Source organism: Klebsiella sp. ME-303, from assembly GCF_007910085.1.
GTDB classification, from domain to species: Bacteria; Pseudomonadota; Gammaproteobacteria; order Enterobacterales; family Enterobacteriaceae; genus Klebsiella; species Klebsiella michiganensis.
The window spans coordinates 55,351-73,510 of sequence record NZ_VOJB01000090.1 but is presented as its reverse complement, the minus strand read 5'-3'; the positions used below and the strand labels follow the sequence as shown (position 1 = coordinate 73,510).

Genomic DNA, 18,160 nt, shown 5'->3' with positions numbered 1-18,160 from the left:
GTAAAGGTGTAATTGATTTGCATCAATAAGTGTCGCGGCTGAATCGTTAAGGTAGGCGGTAATATAAAAGAAATCGAGGCAAAAATGAGCAAAGTCAGACTCGCTATCATTGGTAATGGTATGGTCGGCCACCGCTTTATTGAGGACCTTCTTGATAAATCCGACGCCAGCCTGTTCGATATTACCGTCTTCTGTGAAGAACCCCGTATCGCCTACGACCGCGTGCACCTCTCCTCCTACTTCTCTCACCATACCGCCGAAGAACTCTCTTTGGTACGGGAAGGTTTCTACGAGAAGCACGGCGTTAAGGTGCTGGTCGGCGAACGCGCCATCACCATCAACCGCCAGGAGAAGGTTATCCACTCCAGCGCGGGCCGTACCGTTTTCTATGACAAGCTGATTATGGCGACCGGTTCCTATCCGTGGATCCCGCCGATTAAAGGTTCTGAAACCCAGGACTGCTTTGTTTATCGTACCATTGAAGACCTTAACGCGATTGAAGCCTGCGCCCGCCGCAGCAAACGCGGCGCGGTCGTCGGCGGAGGTTTGTTAGGCCTCGAAGCCGCGGGCGCGCTGAAAAACCTCGGCGTTGAGACCCACGTGATTGAATTCGCGCCCATGCTGATGGCGGAACAGCTGGATCAGATGGGTGGCGAACAGCTACGTCGCAAGATTGAAAGCATGGGCGTGCGCGTGCACACCAGTAAAAACACCAAAGAGATCGTTCAGGAAGGTACCGAAGCGCGTAAAACCATGCGTTTTGCCGACGGCAGCGAGCTGGAAGTCGACTTTATCGTCTTCTCTACCGGTATCCGCCCGCGCGATAAGCTGGCCACCCAGTGCGGTCTGGAAGTCGCTCCGCGCGGCGGCATCGTGATTAACGACGCCTGCCAGACCTCTGACCCGGATATCTACGCCATCGGTGAATGCGCCAGCTGGAACAACCGCGTTTACGGCCTGGTCGCCCCGGGCTACAAAATGGCTCAGGTTACCGTTGACCATATCCTCCAGACCGAAAACGCCTTTGAAGGCGCGGATCTTAGCGCCAAGCTGAAGCTGCTGGGCGTTGACGTCGGCGGCATTGGCGACGCTCACGGTCGTACGCCGGGCGCGCGCAGCTACGTTTACCTCGACGAAAGCAAAGAGGTCTACAAACGCCTTATCGTCAGCCCTGACAACAAGACCCTGCTCGGCGCGGTGCTGGTGGGCGATACCAGCGATTACGGCAACCTGCTGCAGCTGGTGCTGAACGCCATCGAACTGCCGGAAAACCCCGACTCGCTGATCCTGCCGGCGCACGCGGGCAGCGGTAAGCCGTCCATCGGCGTCGATAAACTGCCGGACAGCGCGCAAATTTGTTCCTGCTTCGATGTCACCAAGGGCGCATTGATTGCCGCCATTAATAAAGGCTGCCACACGGTGGCGGCGCTGAAGGCAGAAACCAAAGCCGGTACCGGCTGCGGCGGCTGTATCCCGCTGGTGACTCAGGTGCTCAACGCCGAACTGGCGAAACAGGGCATCGAAGTCAACAATAACCTGTGCGAGCACTTTGCGTACTCCCGTCAGGAACTGTTCCACCTCATCCGGGTGGAAGGCATCAAAACCTTTGAAGAGCTGCTGGCGAAACACGGTAAAGGCTACGGCTGCGAAGTGTGTAAACCGACCGTGGGCTCTCTGCTGGCTTCCTGCTGGAACGAATATATCCTCAAGCCGCAGCATACCCCGCTGCAGGATACCAACGACAACTTCCTGGCCAACATCCAGAAAGACGGCACCTACTCCGTTATCCCGCGCTCTGCGGGCGGCGAAATCACGCCGGAAGGCCTGGTGGCCGTCGGCCGTATCGCCCGCGAATTTAATCTGTACACCAAGATCACCGGCTCTCAGCGTATCGGCCTGTTCGGCGCGCAAAAAGACGATCTGCCGGAAATCTGGCGTCAGCTGATCGACGCGGGCTTCGAAACCGGTCACGCGTATGCCAAGGCGCTGCGGATGGCGAAAACCTGCGTAGGCAGCACCTGGTGCCGCTACGGCGTAGGCGACAGCGTGGGTTTCGGCGTCGAGCTGGAAAACCGCTACAAAGGCATTCGTACGCCGCATAAAATGAAGTTTGGCGTCTCCGGCTGTACCCGTGAATGTGCGGAAGCCCAGGGTAAAGACGTCGGCATCATCGCCACGGAGAAAGGCTGGAACCTTTACGTCTGCGGCAACGGCGGCATGAAGCCGCGCCACGCGGATCTGCTGGCAGCGGATCTTGACCGCGAAACGCTGATGAAATACCTCGACCGCTTCATGATGTTCTATATCCGTACCGCCGACAAACTGACCCGTACCGCGCCGTGGCTGGACAACCTGGAAGGCGGCATCGATTATCTGAAGTCGGTCATCATCGACGACAAGCTGGGACTGAACGAGCATCTGGAAGAAGAGATGGCTCGCCTGCGTGCAGCGGTAGTCTGCGAGTGGACGGAAACCGTTAACTCGCCAGCGGCCCAGGTACGCTTCAAACACTTTATCAACAGCGACAAGCGCGACCCTAACGTCCAGGTAGTGCCTGAGCGTGAACAACATCGCCCGGCCACGCCGTACGAACGTATCCCGGTAACTCTGGTGGAGGAAAACGCATGAGCCAGTGGAAAAACATCTGCAAACTCGATGACATCCTGCCGGAAACCGGCGTCTGCGCGCTGTTAGGCGACAAACAGGTGGCGATTTTCCGCCCGTATCACGGCGACCAGGTGTTTGCGATTAGCAATATCGACCCGTTCTTTGAATCCAGCGTCCTGTCTCGCGGCCTGATCGCCGAGCATCAGGGCGAGCTGTGGGTTGCCAGTCCGCTGAAAAAGCAGCGCTTCCGCCTGCGCGACGGCCTGTGTATGGAAGATGAAAGCCATTCGGTGGCGCACTATGAAGCCCGAGTGAAAGACGGCGTCGTGCAGCTACGCAGTTAATCACTTTACGGGAGGCGCAACGCCTCCCTTTTTTTGCATTTTTTTCTTCAATTTATGGCACAACATCATTTGTACTGCATCGCGAAGGCAGCTAACCAAGAGCCAGCGCAAGGGATGAGGTGCTAAAGGAACTCCTATGTTTACGGACACAATAAACAAGTGCGCGGCCAACGCCGGGCGCATTGCGCGCCTCTCGGCCAATCATCCACTCAGCTTCTGGGTCAGCGCCATGATGGCGGGCGCCTACGTCGGCCTCGGCATCATCCTTATATTCACCCTCGGCAACCTGCTCGACCCTGCCGTTCGCCCGCTGGTGATGGGCGCCACCTTTGGCATTGCGTTAACGCTGGTGATTATCGCCGGCTCTGAATTGTTCACCGGCCACACCATGTTCCTGACCCTGGGCGTGAAGGCGGGGACCATCAGCCAGGGGCAGATGTGGGCGATTCTGCCGCAAACCTGGATGGGTAACCTTGCGGGTTCCGTTTTCGTGGCGCTGCTGTATAGCTGGGGCGGCGGCAGCCTGCTGCCGGTCGATACCAGCCTCGTCCACACCGTCGCGCTGGCAAAAACCAGCCAATCCGCGATGGCGCTCTTTTTCAAAGGCGCACTGTGTAACTGGCTGGTGTGTCTGGCGATCTGGATGGCAATCCGTACCGAAGGCGCGGCAAAATTTATTGCTATCTGGTGGTGTCTGCTGGCGTTTATCGCGTCCGGCTATGAGCACTCCGTCGCCAACATGACGCTGTTTGCCCTCTCCTGGTTTGGCCATCATAGCGATGCCTACAGGCTTGCGGGAATCGGTCACAATCTGTTATGGGTAACACTCGGCAATACTTTGTCCGGTGTCGTATTTATGGGATTGGGTTATTGGTATGCTACGCCGCAATCGGAGCGCCCCGCCCCGGAAAAAACTAACGAGACTAAGAGTCTGGCTCAGTAGACCTAATCGGTGCAGGCAGGTTGAACATTGCCCAGGTTCAACCTGATAAATAAGATAGCCTGATAGCCAGATTCTAAGGCTGCTGCCAATAATTAAGAGGGAATGTCGTGGACCATTTGCCTATATTTTGCCAATTACGCGATCGCGACTGCCTGTTAGTCGGCGGCGGCGATGTGGCTGAACGTAAAGCTCGCCTGTTACTGGACGCCGGCGCCAGATTAACGGTCAATGCCCTGGATTTTGTGCCGCAATTCCAGGTATGGGCCGATGCAAACATGCTGACCCTGGTGCAGGGCGAGTTTAATCCTGCTCTGCTGGATAACTGCTGGCTGGCCATTGCCGCAACCGACAACGAAGCGGTTAATCAACGGGTCAGCGCGTCAGCGGAAGAAAGGCGAATATTTTGTAACGTGGTCGACGCCCCTCAGCAGGCCAGCTTTATTATGCCGTCGATTATCGACCGCTCGCCGCTGATGGTGGCCGTCTCATCCGGCGGCACCTCGCCGGTTCTGGCGCGCCTGCTGCGCGAAAAGCTGGAGTCAGTTTTACCGCTGCATTTAGGCCAGCTGGCCCACTACGCTGGTCAGCTGCGCTCACGGGTGAAAAAACAGTTTGCCACCGTCGGCGAGCGCCGACGCTTTTGGGAGAAACTGTTTGTTAACGACAGGCTGGCGCAGTCGCTGGCCAACGAGGACCGCCAGGCCGTCGCTGACGCCACGGAGCAGCTGCTGACCGAGCCGCTGGATCATCGCGGTGAAGTGGTACTGGTGGGCGCCGGCCCCGGCGACGCCGGACTGCTGACCCTCAAAGGCCTGCAGCAAATACAGCAGGCCGATGTCGTGGTTTATGACCGCCTGGTCTCCGACGATATCATGAATCTGGTGCGCCGCGATGCCGACCGGGTCTTCGTGGGTAAACGCTCAGGCTACCACTGCGTACCGCAGGAAGAGATTAACCAGATTCTGCTGCGCGAAGCCCAGGGGGGGAAACGCGTTGTACGACTGAAAGGCGGCGATCCGTTTATCTTTGGCCGCGGCGGCGAAGAGCTGGAAACCTTGTGCCATGCCGGTATTCCGTTCTCCGTTGTACCGGGAATTACCGCGGCCTCAGGCTGTTCCGCCTACTCGGGCATTCCCCTGACCCACCGGGATTTTGCCCAGGGCGTGCGCCTGGTCACCGGCCACCTTAAGACCGGCGGCGAGCTGGACTGGGAAAACCTGGCGGTTGAAAAGCAAACCCTGGTGTTTTATATGGGCCTGAACCAGGCCCCGGCGATCCGGGAAAAACTGATTGCCCACGGCATGGCGGCGGATATGCCCGCAGCCATCGTTGAAAACGGAACGGCGATAACGCAGAAGGTTGTCACCGGCACGTTAGAGCAATTGGATATTCTGGCCCAGCAAATGGCCAGCCCGGCGCTGATTATTGTCGGCCGCGTGGTCGGCCTGCGCGATAAGCTGAACTGGTTCTCCAACCATTAATGACGCTGATGTAGCTCAAAGCCGCTCGCAAATTAAAAAGCCGGATACATTGCACCCGGCTTTTTATTGCGCTGAGACCAGCAAATTGCTCAGGGCTTAGCGACGAAACCAATCGCTTCGTAAACCGCTTTCAGGGTAACGGAAGCGCGAGCGCTGGCTTTCTCCGCCCCCTCCTTCATGACCTGATTGAGGAATGCTTCATCACCGCGGAATCGGTGATAGCGCTCCTGCAGTTCGGTCAGCATGCCGGAAACGGCTTCAGCCACTTCGCCCTTCAGGTGACCGTACATTTTGCCTTCAAAATGCTGCTCCAGCTCTGGAATGCTCTGACCGGTAACGGCAGAGAGGATATCCAGCAGGTTGGAGACGCCCGCTTTGTTCTGGATGTCGTAGCGAACAACCGGCGGCTCGTCGGAGTCGGTGACCGCGCGTTTGATCTTCTTCACCACCGATTTCGGGTCTTCCAGCAGGCCGATAACGTTGTTGCGGTTATCATCTGACTTGGACATCTTTTTGGTCGGCTCCAGCAGCGACATCACGCGCGCGCCGGATTTTGGAATAAACGGTTCCGGCACTTTAAACACGTCGCCGTAGATAGCGTTGAAACGCTGGGCGACATCGCGGCTCAGCTCCAGGTGCTGTTTCTGGTCTTCGCCAACCGGGACCTGGTTAGTCTGATACAGCAGAATGTCGGCAGCCATCAGTACCGGATAGTCAAACAGACCGGCGTTAATGTTTTCCGCATAGCGCGATGACTTGTCTTTAAACTGGGTCATACGGCTCAGTTCGCCGAAATAGGTGTAGCAGTTCAGCGCCCAGCCGAGCTGCGCGTGCTCCGGCACGTGGGACTGAACGAAGATGGTGCTTTTTTGCGGGTCGATACCGCACGCCAGATACAGCGCCAGCGTGTCCAGCGTGGCCTTACGCAGCTGCTGCGGGTCCTGACGAACGGTAATCGCGTGCTGGTCAACGATGCAGTAAATGCAGTGGTAATCGTCCTGCATGTTTACCCACTGACGCAGCGCACCCATATAGTTGCCAATGGTCAATTCACCGGAGGGCTGTGCGCCACTAAAAACGATGGGCTTAGTCATTTTTTATTCCTGAGTTTCACTGTACGGTAGCCCGAAAGCGGGCAAGAGTTCATTAAATTGGTCAAAGATATAATCCGGCTCGCTCAGCGAAATCGGCTCGCCGTAGTTGTAGCCGTAGGTCAGGCCGATCGAACTGCAGCCCGCGGCCTTCGCGGCCTGAATATCGTTGCGCGAGTCGCCAACGAACAGCAGCTCCGCGGGTGCCAGCCCCAGTTTCTCCGCGACCAGAAGCAGCGGTTCCGGGTGCGGTTTTTTGTTTTTTACATCATCGCCGCCGATAACAACGGTAAAATATTTCGCGATATCCAGCGACGCCAGAATCGGCGCGACAAAGGGCGTCGGTTTATTGGTTACCAGCGCCAGCGGCAGGCCCTTTGCGTGCAGCGCGCCCAGCGTATCGGCAACGGCGGGAAACAAAAAGCTCCCCTCTTCCGCCACTTCGCCATAGTAGCGATCGAACAGCTTGCGCAAAATGGCCTGCTGTTCAGCCTGCGGGATATCGTCATGATCGACGGAAGGTTTACCCTGCGCCGCTCTCAGCGCCGCGCGCTCCTGACGGGCCCAGGTCAGAGCCCGCTGGATCAGAACGTCAGCGCCGTTGCCAATCCAGGTCACGACGCGCTCTTCGCCCGCCATCGGCAGTTCCAGCGCATAAAGGGCGTTATCAACGGCAGCGGTCAATCCCGGCGCGCTGTCTACCAGCGTCCCGTCGAGATCGAACGCCACGCCGCGAATATTTTGTAACTTATCCATGGCTAACCTTTGCTAATTCGCTACGCATTTGATCGACCACTTTTTTGTAGTCAGGCTGATCGAAAATAGCCGATCCGGCAACAAACATATCCGCACCGGCTGCGGCAATCTCAGCGATATTGCTGACTTTTACGCCGCCGTCGACTTCCAGACGGATGTCGTAGCCGGATTCATCAATGCGACGACGAACTTCACGCAGTTTTTCCAGGGTGTGCGGAATAAAAGACTGACCGCCAAAGCCTGGGTTGACGGACATCAGCAGGATGACATCCAGCTTATCCATCACGTAGTCGAGGTAGCTCAGGGAGGTGGCCGGGTTAAACACCAGACCGGCTTTACAGCCATGCTCTTTGATAAGCTGCAGCGTGCGGTCAACGTGTTCAGAAGCTTCCGGGTGGAAAGTAATGATGCTGGCGCCCGCGGCGGCAAAATCAGGAACGATGCGGTCAACGGGCTTGACCATCAAATGCACATCAATCGGCGCGGTGATACCGTAATTTCGCAGTGATTTAAGCACCATCGGACCAATGGTCAGATTCGGCACGTAGTGGTTGTCCATCACGTCAAAGTGCACAACATCCGCACCCGCAGCCAACGCATTGGCGGTATCCTCGCCCAGACGGGCAAAATCAGCCGACAGAATCGAAGGGGCAATCAAATACTGCTTCATCCGCATCTCCTTGAAATTTATTTGGTCTTGGGCGGACGGTACAGAGCCAGAAGCTCGTCCACCTTCTTACGTGTACCACCGTTGCTGCTGATGCTGCGTCGAACCTTCACAATATGCGTCTCAGCGGCGTTTTTGTACCACTCCTCAGTGAGCGGCGTGCGATGGTTTGAAATCAGCACTGGAATGCGCTTTTTCATCAGCGATTCCGCCTTTTTAGCCAGCAGCTCCTGCTGCTCCTGGCTAAAGCTATTCGTATGATAAGCCGTAAAATTCGCCGTTGATGACAGCGGCGCATAGGGCGGATCGCAGTAAACAACGGAGCGGTTATCTGCCCGCTTCATGCACTCTTCATAAGATTCACAATGAAACTCTGCATGCTGCGCCTTCTCCGCGAAATGATACAGCTCAGCTTCGGGAAAATAGGGCTTCTTATAGCGACCAAACGGCACGTTAAACTCACCGCGCAGATTGTAGCGACACAGGCCATTGTAGCCATGACGATTCAGATACAGGAACAGCACCGCGCGACGCAGCGGCTCCTGGCTCTGGTTGAACTCATCACGGAACCGATAATACTGCTCTGTGACGTTGTTCTCTGGCGTAAACATCTCACGCGCCGCCGTAACATAGTCATCGGTACGCAGCTTGACGATGTTATACAGACTAATCAAATCACTATTGATATCAGCGAGGATATAACGAGAAAAGTCGGTATTCAGAAATACCGACCCGGCGCCCACAAAAGGCTCAATCAAGCAGTCGCCCTGCGGCAAATGCTTCTTAATATCGTCAAGCAGGGGGTATTTACCCCCTGCCCATTTCAGAAAAGCGCGATTCTTTTTCATGCTGCCTAACTAATTACACATTCTCCGGCTGTGGAGAAAGCTCCGACAGCATCCTGCGCTTCAGACTACACTGCGGCATTATTTCAGGTCAGACTGAACCTGATGCAGCGGTTTTGCCCACGGATTTTTTGCCTGTACATCTGCTGGCAGCGTAGCAACAGCACGTTTCGCTTCATCTTTCGAAGCGTAGATGCCGCTCACCAGGACATACCAGGGCTGTCCGTTACGCGTAGTCTCATAGACAACATACTTTTCCAGCTTCTCTTTCTTCGCCCAACTGTTGAGGTTGTTGTAGTTAGAAGAGCTGCTGAGCTGCAGCGTGTAGTGACCGGACGGCGCAGACTTCATCGAACTGACGTCACCCGCACTTTTACCCGCAGCGGCCGTAGCAGCCGGAGCGGCAGCGGCAGTTGCTGCTGGCGCGGTGGTCGCGGTCGCAGCAGGCGCGGTAGTCGCGGCTGGTTTGGCCTGGGCAGTTGCGGCAGGCTTAGTCGGCTGCGCGGCTGCCGGCTTCGTGGTCGCGACGTTTTCGACACGCTTAGGCTGGACCGCTGCCGGCTTCGGCTGGGTCGGTGCTTTCGCCGTGGCCTGCGGTTTCGGTTCGATAACCGTATGCTTACGCTCCGCCGGACGCGGTGTCGCCGCCGTCTGACGCTCTGTCGTCGCCTGGCGCGGGGCCGCGGTGCCATTGCGCACTGGCGCAACGGTGGCAGGTTCAGTTGGCAGAGTAGAATTCGCGACCGCGCTATCAATCTGACCCTGCTGCTGGGTCAGCGCATTGTTCAGATCGCCCTGAACCTCAACGCGCTGCTGGCCTTGGGGTTCAGCCGTCGCCTGACCTTGAGTCGGGTTAGACGCGATAGGCGGCAGAGAAACATCCTGCGGCTGCGCGTTGTTTGCCGCTGATGAATCCTGAGCAGCAGGCTGGGTATTATTATTGTCCTGCTCGCCGGACAGGTTGATGCTCTTCTCGCCGGAAGCCGTTTGCTCGCTGGATGAGGATGGTGATTTCAGCGCGGAACCCACGCCAACGATCAGCAGCAGCAGAACGAGGATCCCCACGCCCATCATGATGTACTGACGGGAAGCCGGTTTCGCAGGCGCCTTCTTACGCTTACGAGGACGGCGCTCAACCTGACGCTCTTCGTCATCGTCTTCGTCAGACTCTACTTCTTCTTCGTACTCTTCATACTGTTCTTCATCGCGCTCACGGCGTGCTTTGCTGCCGCGCGTCGGGCGACCATCGTCAGCATCATCAAGTTCGACATCATCAAAATTGATTTGCGGATCGGCATCACGCTCTGAAGACTGACGAGAACGACCAGTACGACGATCGCTGCGATCGGCTTTCATATCGTCTTCTGGTTTTAATTCATCCATTTAACACCCCACTAAAAGGCTTATGCTCACGACTATTGCACGTCACCCGAAATGATAACGCCGCGCGAACGCGGCCAGACCTTCTTATTGTTGCGCCTGCTGAGTATCAGCAATCGCGCCAAGAACAACATCATGCGGGACTCCGCCGCGTATCTCGCTCTTCCCTATCGCGAGGGGTAGCACCAGCCGCATCTCGCCCGCCAGCACCTTTTTATCACGCATCATATGGGGCAAATACGCCTCTGCTGCCATCTCCTGCGGGCCACTTACCGGCAAGCCAGCACGCTGCAGCAGATGAATAATGCGCTGCGTATCCTGCGGATTAAACCGCCCCAGACGTTCGGATGCACGCGCCGCCATCACCATACCGGCAGCGACCGCTTCACCATGTAACCAGTTACCGTAGCCCATCTCAGCTTCGATAGCATGACCAAAAGTATGGCCAAGATTGAGTAAAGCACGTAACCCGGTTTCGCGCTCGTCGGCGGCGACAACTTCAGCTTTCAGCTCACAGCAGCGACGGATACAGTACGCCATCGCTTTTTCATCCAGCGCCAGCAATGCATCAATATTATTTTCCAGCCAGTCGAAAAATTCGCCGTCAAGAATAACGCCGTACTTGATCACTTCAGCCAGGCCGGAAGAGAGCTCACGCTTCGGCAGCGTTTTGAGACAGTTAAGATCGACAACAACAGAAACCGGCTGCCAGAAGGCGCCAATCATGTTTTTGCCGAGAGGATGGTTGACGGCCGTTTTGCCGCCGACCGAAGAATCCACCTGCGACAGCAGAGTGGTAGGAACCTGAATAAAGCGCACGCCACGCTGGTAGCTGGCCGCTGCAAATCCCGTTAAATCACCAATCACCCCACCGCCGAGCGCCACTAACGTCGTGTCGCGGCCGTGTGGTTTTTGCAATAGCGCGGTAAAAACGGTATCCATCACCGCCAGGCTTTTAAACTGCTCGCCGTCGGGAAGAATCACGCTATCGACTTTTACGCCCGCTTGCTCAAGTACGGAGCGTACGGTATCCAGATAAAGCGGCGCCAGCGTTTCATTGGTGACCAGCATGACCTGGTCGCCTGATTTCAGTGGCAGGAAGGAAGCTGGATCGTTAAACAAACCAGCCGCGATGGTAATCGGGTAACTACGTTCCCCGAGGGTTACAGTAAGCCTCTCCATAACGCGACGTCCACCTCAGTTGCTTTTACTCTGACGCACTTTATTAAGCCAGAATCAGTTGCTTTCCAGCATATGAATAATCTGGTTTGCTACCACTTTCGCGCTTTGATCGTCAGTGCGGATAGTGACATCTGCAATCTCTTCGTACAGCGGATTGCGTTCATCCGCCAGCGCTTCCAGTACTTCGCGAGGCGGAGCATCAACCTGCAGCAAAGGACGCTTTTTATCGCGCTGCGTACGGGCAAGCTGCTTTTCGATAGTTGTTTCCAGGTAGACCACCACGCCGCGGGCGGAGAGACGGTTACGCGTTTCACGGGATTTTACAGAGCCACCGCCGGTTGCCAGCACGATTCCCTGTTTTTCCGTCAACTCATTGATGATTTTTTCTTCACGGTCGCGGAAGCCGTCTTCGCCTTCTACATCAAAGACCCAACCCACATCTGCGCCAGTGCGTTTCTCAATTTCTTGATCGGAATCGTAAAATTCCATGTTGAGCTGTTGGGCTAACTGGCGCCCAATAGTGCTTTTGCCGGCACCCATAGGCCCAACCAGAAAGATATTGCGTTTCTCTGCCATTTTTTCGGTACTACTAAGACTATTCGTTAATGGTAAACCCGCTTCGCAGACACCCAGCGCAGCAGGACATGAACTGAAACCTCATATGCAATTAGAGCGAGAGTCAGACTAAAAATTATCTCAATACTCCGGCTGGTTTGGCAACAGAATAAATCACCGGACAAGAAAGGGAGGATTGATGTCGTACCCGACTCTCAAATCGGTACCCCTTGTATGCTAAATCCGTCCTCACGTCAAACACCTGAAACGTGTTTAGCATGAAAAACCCGCTTAATGCACTGCCAGAATACGTGGAGTGATGAAGACAACCAGTTCACGTCGTTCGTTATCCTTACCGTCACGGCGAAATAACTGACCAAGCCAGGGGATGTCGCTAAGGAGAGGAATACCATCGCGAGACGTTTTATTTTTCTGCGCAAAGATCCCGCCTAACGCCAGGGTCTCGCCGCTTTTCATTTCAACCTGCGTTTCTATTTCTTGTTTATCGATAGCCAGCGCTTCACCATTTTCCTGTTTGAGCACCTGGCCCGGCGTATTTTCGCTAATCCTGAGTTTTAAACGCACGCGATCGTGATGCAGCACCGTCGGCGTCACCTCCATCCCCAGCACCGCCTCTTTAAACTCAACGGAGGTCGCCCCGCTTTCGCCGCTGGAGACCTGATAAGGTATCTCGCTGCCCTGCTTAATGCTGGCGGGCTGCATATGGGAAGCCAACAGCCGAGGGCTGGCGATAATGTCCACCTGCTGCTTCTGCTCAAGCGCGGAAAGTTCCAGCTCCAGAAGCCGCCCGCTGATGCGGCCGATGTTAAACCCGGCCCTCGTGCTGGCATCCCCTACCGCCAGGTTGCTGCTCAAGGTGGTTAATTTACCGGAGCCCGGCGGGCTGCTGGCGTCGGCCAGGCTCCACTTAACGCCCAGTTCGCGCAGGCTGGTTTCGCTCATTGAGACGATGTGCGCCGCCAGCTCAACCTGGCCGACGGGCACATCCATCTCCCGGGCCCACGCTTTTAACGCCGGGAGGTGCCGGGCATCATCACGAATCAACAGGCGGTTGGTTCGCTTATCGACCATCATATGCCCGCGAGCGCTCAGCAGTTTTTCACCCGCCTTCGCTAAATCTTCTGCATCCGCATAATGCAAGGTCACGCTATACCCCTGCAAAGGAAGATTCTGCAGACGCTTTGCTTTTTCCGCTTCCAGCAGCAGCTGCTGCGCCTTTTGCCACGCCTGAGTGTGCACGTACAGGACCGAACCTTGCTGAGTCAGGGCCAGACCGGCGCTGTCGATAACCGAGCGCAGCGCCTGTAACCAGGGCACCTCCTTCAGATGAAGAGATACCGTACCGCTGACGTCAGGAGCCACCACGAGATTTTTTTGCTTCAGCTCCGCCAGCGTTTGCAGTACCTGGGACACCGGCGCATCATCGACGACCAGCGACACGGGAAGATCCTTTTTGGCCGCGACGACCATCAGCGGCAGGAGCAGAAACAGCAGGCTTGTCCATCGCATCATTCTTTATTCCCTTTCGCAGCCAGACCCACTGTGCGGGTTCACACCCAGGACCGGTTGATATTGTCATTTCCTCTGGCGTCAGGCGCGTCACCCGCCAGCCCGTGGGCAAAATAGCCTCCGCCCTCACGCGGCGCCATTTCCCGGCGCTATCCTGCACGATACCCATAAGCGCCAGCGAATCGCCGATAGCACCGCCGTAGCGCCACTGGCTAAGCTGCGCCGTCCGGCAGCGGTCCACCGGGGGCTGGAACGGATCGCGCTCTTCAGCCAGCAGCGGGAGCGGGAACAGCAGCCAACACCACCATTTAAGGCGCATCTTCCGCCTCCAGATGCAGGGTCAACCGTAACGCCTGCTTTTCCGGCTGCAGGGAGAAAGCCGTAGCGCGCATCCCGCAGCGAGCCAGCCAGGAAAAGAGCGCGGGCACCGCTTGCCAGTCAACCGCCAGCTGCATCTCGCCTGCGGAGCCCCCTGGCCGCCAGGCGATAAGCGTCGCCCCGGCAATAGGAAGATCAATAGGCGTAAAAACCTGGGTCGCGTCTTCCGCCATCCCGGCGGTCTGTAAAGCGCTACTCAGCGGCAGCAGTTTTCGCCACTGCGCCTGTACCTGCGGCGAGCGCCCGGCCGACGTTTCTGCCTGGAGAGGCAGCAGTAGCCAGAACCCGATTACGGCGATGAGGACCAGAGCGACGGATATCATGAACAGATATTTGCGCCCCGTCAGCCAACGTTCAACGTCCCACTGCATTGTCGTCCTCTTCGGCCATGGAAAAGTGAAATAACCAGCGCCCTTCGCTGTCGCGGTGCGTTTCTCCCGCCTTTGGCGGACGCAGGCCGGCAACGCTCCCCAGCGCCTTTTCAAGCTCAGCCAGCCCCTTTAGATGCAACGTGAGTCCGCTCAGTACCAGGGTATTCTGTCGGTATTCCAGCAGCGTTAACCAGGCGTGCTCCGGCATACGCGACGCTATCGCCTGTAACGTTGGCTGCCAGGCGGCGGTTCTCTCGCGCCGCAGATAGCGCAGGCGCCGTTGTTCCTGCTGCTGCAGGCGCTGGCGCATGGCGCGTTCACGCTGCTGTAATGCGCTATAAAGCAGGTCGTCAGCGCTTATCCTCGCCGTTTCAAGCGAGTGGCTGGCCCGTTTGTTGAGCCGTGAGGCGAGGATCGCCGCAAGCAGAATAAGTAGCAAACCCACAATCAGCAGTCCTGCCATCCGCAGACGTTGCCGTCGACGCGTTTCGCGCCAGGGAAGGAAGTTAACGATGTGGCTCATGGCTGACCCGCTCCCAGCGCCAGGCCGAGGGCAACGGTAAAGCTATCGCCACGGGCCGGGAGCGGGGGCTGCAGGCGATGAATGGCGCTCCATGCGTCAAAATTCTGCCCGTCGAGCGAGGCAGAGGTGCAAAGGCGAAACTCTCCGGCGTTCACCCGGGAAACCAGGCCGGGAAAAGAGGGAACGTCGCTGCACGGACAGCATCCCCAGCTATCGGCGGTCGCCCAAAGCCAGCTCGTTTCGTCACGCCACGCCAGCCCCTGAACCTCGACGGGCAGCCAGGGGAAAAAGGCGCCAAGCGCGCTGGCGTCCGGCACAATTCCGACCACCTTCAGCTTAAGGCGGCTTGCCAGCTGGCCGAGGGCGTTAATATCCAGGCGCTGCGCGGCGGTGACCCGCCAGCCATCGGCCGCTCTGGCGTCCACATAATCGACGCAGAGCGATGACGCGGGCATTTCCAGCTGCTGCGCCATCGCGCTGGCGATCCAGGTCGCCTGCTCGCTTTCTCGTAATGAAATCTGCGGGCGCGGAAGCTGCTTTTGCAGCGTTCGCGCCGCCGGGAAGGCAATACACGCCTGATGCTGCAAAGGCAGCTCCCGCCGCCAGGGCTGCAGCTGGCGGGCCAGCGACTCAACGTCCACCACGATGCCCTGCCGCACGGTGCCGGGAATCAGCGGGATACGCCACCAGCGACGTAGCGCCCAGCGTGAACGCTCGAGTAATAACGCGACGATAGCAATATGGTCCTGCTGAATATGCATTCCTATGCGCCAGTTTCTAAAAGCCATGCCTACGATCTCCTTATCCGCCGATATGCTTCGCTATATCAATGCTCCAGGCTTGCCTTTATACTACTGCGCGTTTGTTTATAAACTGCCCAATGAAAACTAAATGAGAAATCTCCGGTGAAGTTCGTAAAGTATCTTTTTATCCTTGCAGTCTGTTGCGTACTGCTGGGAGCAGGCTCGATTTTTGGTCTCTATAAATATATAGAGCCGCAGCTCCCCGACGTCGCAACCCTGAAGGATGTGCGCCTGCAGATCCCGATGCAGGTCTATAGCGCGGATGGCGAGCTGATTGCGCAATATGGCGAAAAACGCCGTATTCCCGTCACGCTGCAGCAAATGCCGCCTGAGCTGATAAAAGCGTTTATCGCCACCGAAGATAGCCGTTTTTATGAGCATCATGGCGTTGACCCGGTCGGGATTTTCCGCGCGGCCAGCGTCGCGATGTTCTCCGGCCACGCCTCGCAGGGCGCCAGTACGATTACTCAGCAGCTGGCGCGCAACTTCTTCCTGAGCCCTGAGAAGACGCTGATGCGTAAGGTGAAAGAAGCCTTCCTCGCGATCCGCATCGAGCAGTTGCTCAATAAAGATGAAATCCTTGAGCTGTACCTGAACAAAATCTATCTTGGCTACCGCGCCTACGGCGTCGGCGCGGCCGCGCAGGTCTATTTTGGGAAATCCGTCGACCAGCTTACGCTGAGCGAAATGGCGGTCATTGCGGGCCTGCCTAAAGCGCCGTCGACGTTTAACCCGCTCTACTCCATGGATCGCGCAACCGCCCGCCGCAACGTTGTTCTCTCACGGATGCTGAGCGAAGGCTACATCACGCAGTCGCAGTACGATCAGGCGCGTAGCCAGACGATTGACGCCAGCTACCATACGCCGGAAATCGCCTTCTCCTCCCCGTATCTTAGCGAAATGGTGCGTCAGGAAATGGTCAGCCGCTACGGCGAGCAGGCTTATGAAGACGGTTATCGCGTCTACACCACCATTACCCGTAAAAATCAGCAGGCCGCCCAGCAGGCGGTGCGGAATAACGTGCTGGATTACGACATGCGCCACGGCTATCGCGGCCCGGAAAAGGTGCTGTGGAAGGTGGGCGAAACGCCGTGGGATAACCAGAAAATCCTCGAAACCCTGAAAAAAACCCCGAGTACCGGACCGCTCTCTCCGGCGGTAGTCACTTCGGCAAGCCCGCAGGAAGCCGTCGCACTCATGAGCAACGGCACCTCGGTGTCGCTGAATATGGAAGGCGTCCGCTGGGCGCGTCGGTTTATCTCTGATACCCAACAGGGCGCCACGCCGCGTAAAGTGAACGATGTGGTGCAGGCCGGGCAGCAGGTGTGGGTCCGCCAGGTGGGTAGCAGCTGGTGGCTATCGCAGGTGCCTGATGTCAACTCGGCGCTGGTATCGATCAACCCGCAAAACGGGGCGATCATTGCGCTGGTCGGCGGCTTCGATTTCAACCAGAGCAAGTTCAACCGCGCGACTCAGGCGCTGCGCCAGGTCGGTTCTAACATTAAGCCGTTCCTCTACACAGCGGCAATGGATAAAGGCTTAACGCTGGCGAGCATGCTCAACGATGTGCCGATTTCCCGCTGGGATGCCGGCTCCGGCTCCGACTGGCGGCCAAAAAACTCCCCGCCGCAGTATGCGGGCCCTATCCGCCTGCGTCAGGGGCTGGGTCAATCAAAGAACGTTGTCATGGTTCGCGCGATGCGCGCCATGGGTGTGGACTACGCGGCAGAGTATCTTCAGCGCTTCGGCTTCCCGGCGCAGAACATCGTGCGGACAGAATCGCTGGCGCTGGGCTCCGCGTCTTTCACCCCGCTTCAGGTTGCTCGCGGCTATTCGGTGATGGCTAACGGCGGTTTCCTGGTCAGCCCTTATTTCATCAGCAAAATCGAGAACGATCAGGGCGGCGTCATTTTTGAAGAGCGGCCAAAAATTGCCTGCCCGCAGTGCAATATTCCGGTGATTTATGGCGATACGCCGAAGTCCGATGTGCTCGAGAACAAAGACGTTGAGGACGTAGCGACCTCTCAGGACCCGCAAAACCCCGGCGTTCCTCCGCAGCCGCAGCTGGCGCAGGCGAACCAGTCGCTGGTGGCGCAAAGTGGCGCACCCGAGTATGCGCCGCACGTGATCAACACCCCGCTGGCGTTCCTGATTAAAAGCGCCCTGAACACTAATATTTTCGGCGAACCGGGCTGGATGGGCACCGGCTGGCGAGCGGGGCGCGATCTGCAGCGTCACGATATCGGCGGCAAAACCGGGACCACCAACAGTTCAAAAGATGCGTGGTTCTCGGGCTACGGCCCTGGCGTGGTGACGTCGGTATGGATTGGCTTCGATGACCACCGTCGCGACCTTGGCCGCACCACCGCCTCCGGGGCAATCAAAGATCAGATATCGGGCTATGAAGGCGGCGCCAAAAGCGCTCAGCCGGCCTGGGATGACTTTATGAAAAACGTGCTGCAAGGCGTACCGGAAGAACCGCTTACGCCGCCGCCGGGTATTATTACGGTCAACATTGACCGCAGTACCGGTCAGTTGGCCAGCGGCGGTAACAGCCGCGCTGAGTACTTTATTGAGGGCACTCAGCCTACCCAGCAGGCGGTTCATGAAGTCGGCACCACCATTACCGATGGCGGGGGGGAAACCCACGAACTGTTCTGACAAAAAAAGCGCCTGCGGGCGCTTTTTTTTGGCTGACGGAAAA

Annotated in this window: 17 protein-coding genes; 5 read left to right on the top strand and 12 right to left on the bottom strand. The window is 57.2% G+C overall.

The features are described 5' to 3' along the window. The first annotated feature begins 84 nt into the window (after nucleotides 1-84). The 4 genes from nirB (at nucleotide 85) to cysG (ending at nucleotide 5,375) form a co-directional block, all read left to right on the top strand. Nucleotides 85-2,628 (top strand): NADPH-nitrite reductase large subunit, encoded by a 2,544-nt coding sequence (gene nirB / locus FQK12_RS20675; protein WP_014227051.1) that lies wholly within the window; start codon nucleotides 85-87, stop codon nucleotides 2,626-2,628. After that, entirely contained in the window at nucleotides 2,625-2,951 is a 327-nt protein-coding gene (nirD, locus tag FQK12_RS20670) for a nitrite reductase small subunit NirD (RefSeq protein ID WP_014227052.1), read from the top strand. Before nirB ends, nirD begins: the two co-directional genes overlap by 4 nt. Nucleotides 2,952-3,087: 136 nt before the next feature. After that, the gene (nirC, locus tag FQK12_RS20665; RefSeq protein ID WP_014227053.1) at nucleotides 3,088-3,894 is read left to right on the top strand and encodes a nitrite transporter NirC; all 807 of its coding nucleotides are present in this window, start codon (nucleotides 3,088-3,090) and stop codon (nucleotides 3,892-3,894) included. Between the two features lie 107 nt (nucleotides 3,895-4,001). Further along, nucleotides 4,002-5,375: a siroheme synthase CysG gene (gene cysG, locus FQK12_RS20660; RefSeq protein ID WP_004854905.1), complete on the top strand. Its 1,374-nt coding sequence runs from the start codon at nucleotides 4,002-4,004 to the stop codon at nucleotides 5,373-5,375. 89 nt (nucleotides 5,376-5,464) lie between these two features. On the opposite strand, the gene trpS is transcribed toward cysG, so the two are convergent. The 12 genes from trpS to FQK12_RS20600 all read right to left on the bottom strand — a co-directional run bounded on the left by trpS (nucleotide 5,465) and on the right by FQK12_RS20600 (nucleotide 15,441). Beyond that, on the bottom strand, nucleotides 5,465-6,469 hold the full coding sequence (gene trpS, locus FQK12_RS20655; protein WP_004854910.1) for a tryptophan--tRNA ligase: 1,005 nt from the start codon (nucleotides 6,467-6,469) through the stop codon (nucleotides 5,465-5,467). A 3-nt stretch (nucleotides 6,470-6,472) separates the two neighbouring features. Next, a complete protein-coding gene (gene gph, locus FQK12_RS20650; RefSeq protein ID WP_004854912.1) occupies nucleotides 6,473-7,222 on the bottom strand; it encodes a phosphoglycolate phosphatase in 750 nt (249 codons plus the stop codon). After that, nucleotides 7,215-7,892, bottom strand: a complete 678-nt coding sequence (rpe, locus tag FQK12_RS20645) for a ribulose-phosphate 3-epimerase (RefSeq protein ID WP_004126039.1) — start codon at nucleotides 7,890-7,892, stop codon at nucleotides 7,215-7,217. The genes gph and rpe overlap by 8 nt, the downstream gene beginning before the upstream one ends. Before the next feature lie 17 nt (nucleotides 7,893-7,909). Then, on the bottom strand, nucleotides 7,910-8,737 hold the full coding sequence (gene dam, locus FQK12_RS20640; RefSeq protein ID WP_014227055.1) for an adenine-specific DNA-methyltransferase: 828 nt from the start codon (nucleotides 8,735-8,737) through the stop codon (nucleotides 7,910-7,912). A 78-nt stretch (nucleotides 8,738-8,815) separates the two neighbouring features. After that, the gene (gene damX, locus FQK12_RS20635; protein WP_014227056.1) at nucleotides 8,816-10,117 is read right to left on the bottom strand and encodes a cell division protein DamX; all 1,302 of its coding nucleotides are present in this window, start codon (nucleotides 10,115-10,117) and stop codon (nucleotides 8,816-8,818) included. An 84-nt stretch (nucleotides 10,118-10,201) separates the two neighbouring features. Then, entirely contained in the window at nucleotides 10,202-11,296 is a 1,095-nt protein-coding gene (aroB, locus tag FQK12_RS20630) for a 3-dehydroquinate synthase (protein WP_004854923.1), read from the bottom strand. A 54-nt stretch (nucleotides 11,297-11,350) separates the two neighbouring features. Then, complete coding sequence (gene aroK / locus FQK12_RS20625) at nucleotides 11,351-11,872, bottom strand: shikimate kinase AroK (RefSeq protein WP_004106441.1); 522 nt, start codon at nucleotides 11,870-11,872, stop codon at nucleotides 11,351-11,353. A gap of 270 nt (nucleotides 11,873-12,142) precedes the next feature. Then, a complete protein-coding gene (gene hofQ / locus FQK12_RS20620; RefSeq protein WP_014227057.1) occupies nucleotides 12,143-13,384 on the bottom strand; it encodes a DNA uptake porin HofQ in 1,242 nt (413 codons plus the stop codon). After that, nucleotides 13,293-13,700, bottom strand: coding sequence for a HofP DNA utilization family protein (locus FQK12_RS20615; protein ID WP_071881699.1), 408 nt, complete (start codon nucleotides 13,698-13,700; stop codon nucleotides 13,293-13,295). The genes hofQ and FQK12_RS20615 overlap by 92 nt, the downstream gene beginning before the upstream one ends. Next, nucleotides 13,690-14,130: a hypothetical protein gene (locus FQK12_RS20610; protein ID WP_014227059.1), complete on the bottom strand. Its 441-nt coding sequence runs from the start codon at nucleotides 14,128-14,130 to the stop codon at nucleotides 13,690-13,692. The genes FQK12_RS20615 and FQK12_RS20610 overlap by 11 nt, the downstream gene beginning before the upstream one ends. Next, nucleotides 14,114-14,653: a PilN domain-containing protein gene (locus tag FQK12_RS20605; RefSeq protein ID WP_014227060.1), complete on the bottom strand. Its 540-nt coding sequence runs from the start codon at nucleotides 14,651-14,653 to the stop codon at nucleotides 14,114-14,116. The genes FQK12_RS20610 and FQK12_RS20605 overlap by 17 nt, the downstream gene beginning before the upstream one ends. Continuing rightward, nucleotides 14,650-15,441: a hypothetical protein gene (locus tag FQK12_RS20600; protein ID WP_014227061.1), complete on the bottom strand. Its 792-nt coding sequence runs from the start codon at nucleotides 15,439-15,441 to the stop codon at nucleotides 14,650-14,652. Before FQK12_RS20600 ends, FQK12_RS20605 begins: the two co-directional genes overlap by 4 nt. A gap of 117 nt (nucleotides 15,442-15,558) precedes the next feature. Between FQK12_RS20600 and mrcA the strand changes: the two genes are divergently transcribed. Continuing rightward, entirely contained in the window at nucleotides 15,559-18,117 is a 2,559-nt protein-coding gene (gene mrcA / locus FQK12_RS20595; RefSeq protein ID WP_014227062.1) for a peptidoglycan glycosyltransferase/peptidoglycan DD-transpeptidase MrcA, read from the top strand. Nucleotides 18,118-18,160 lie beyond the last annotated feature (43 nt).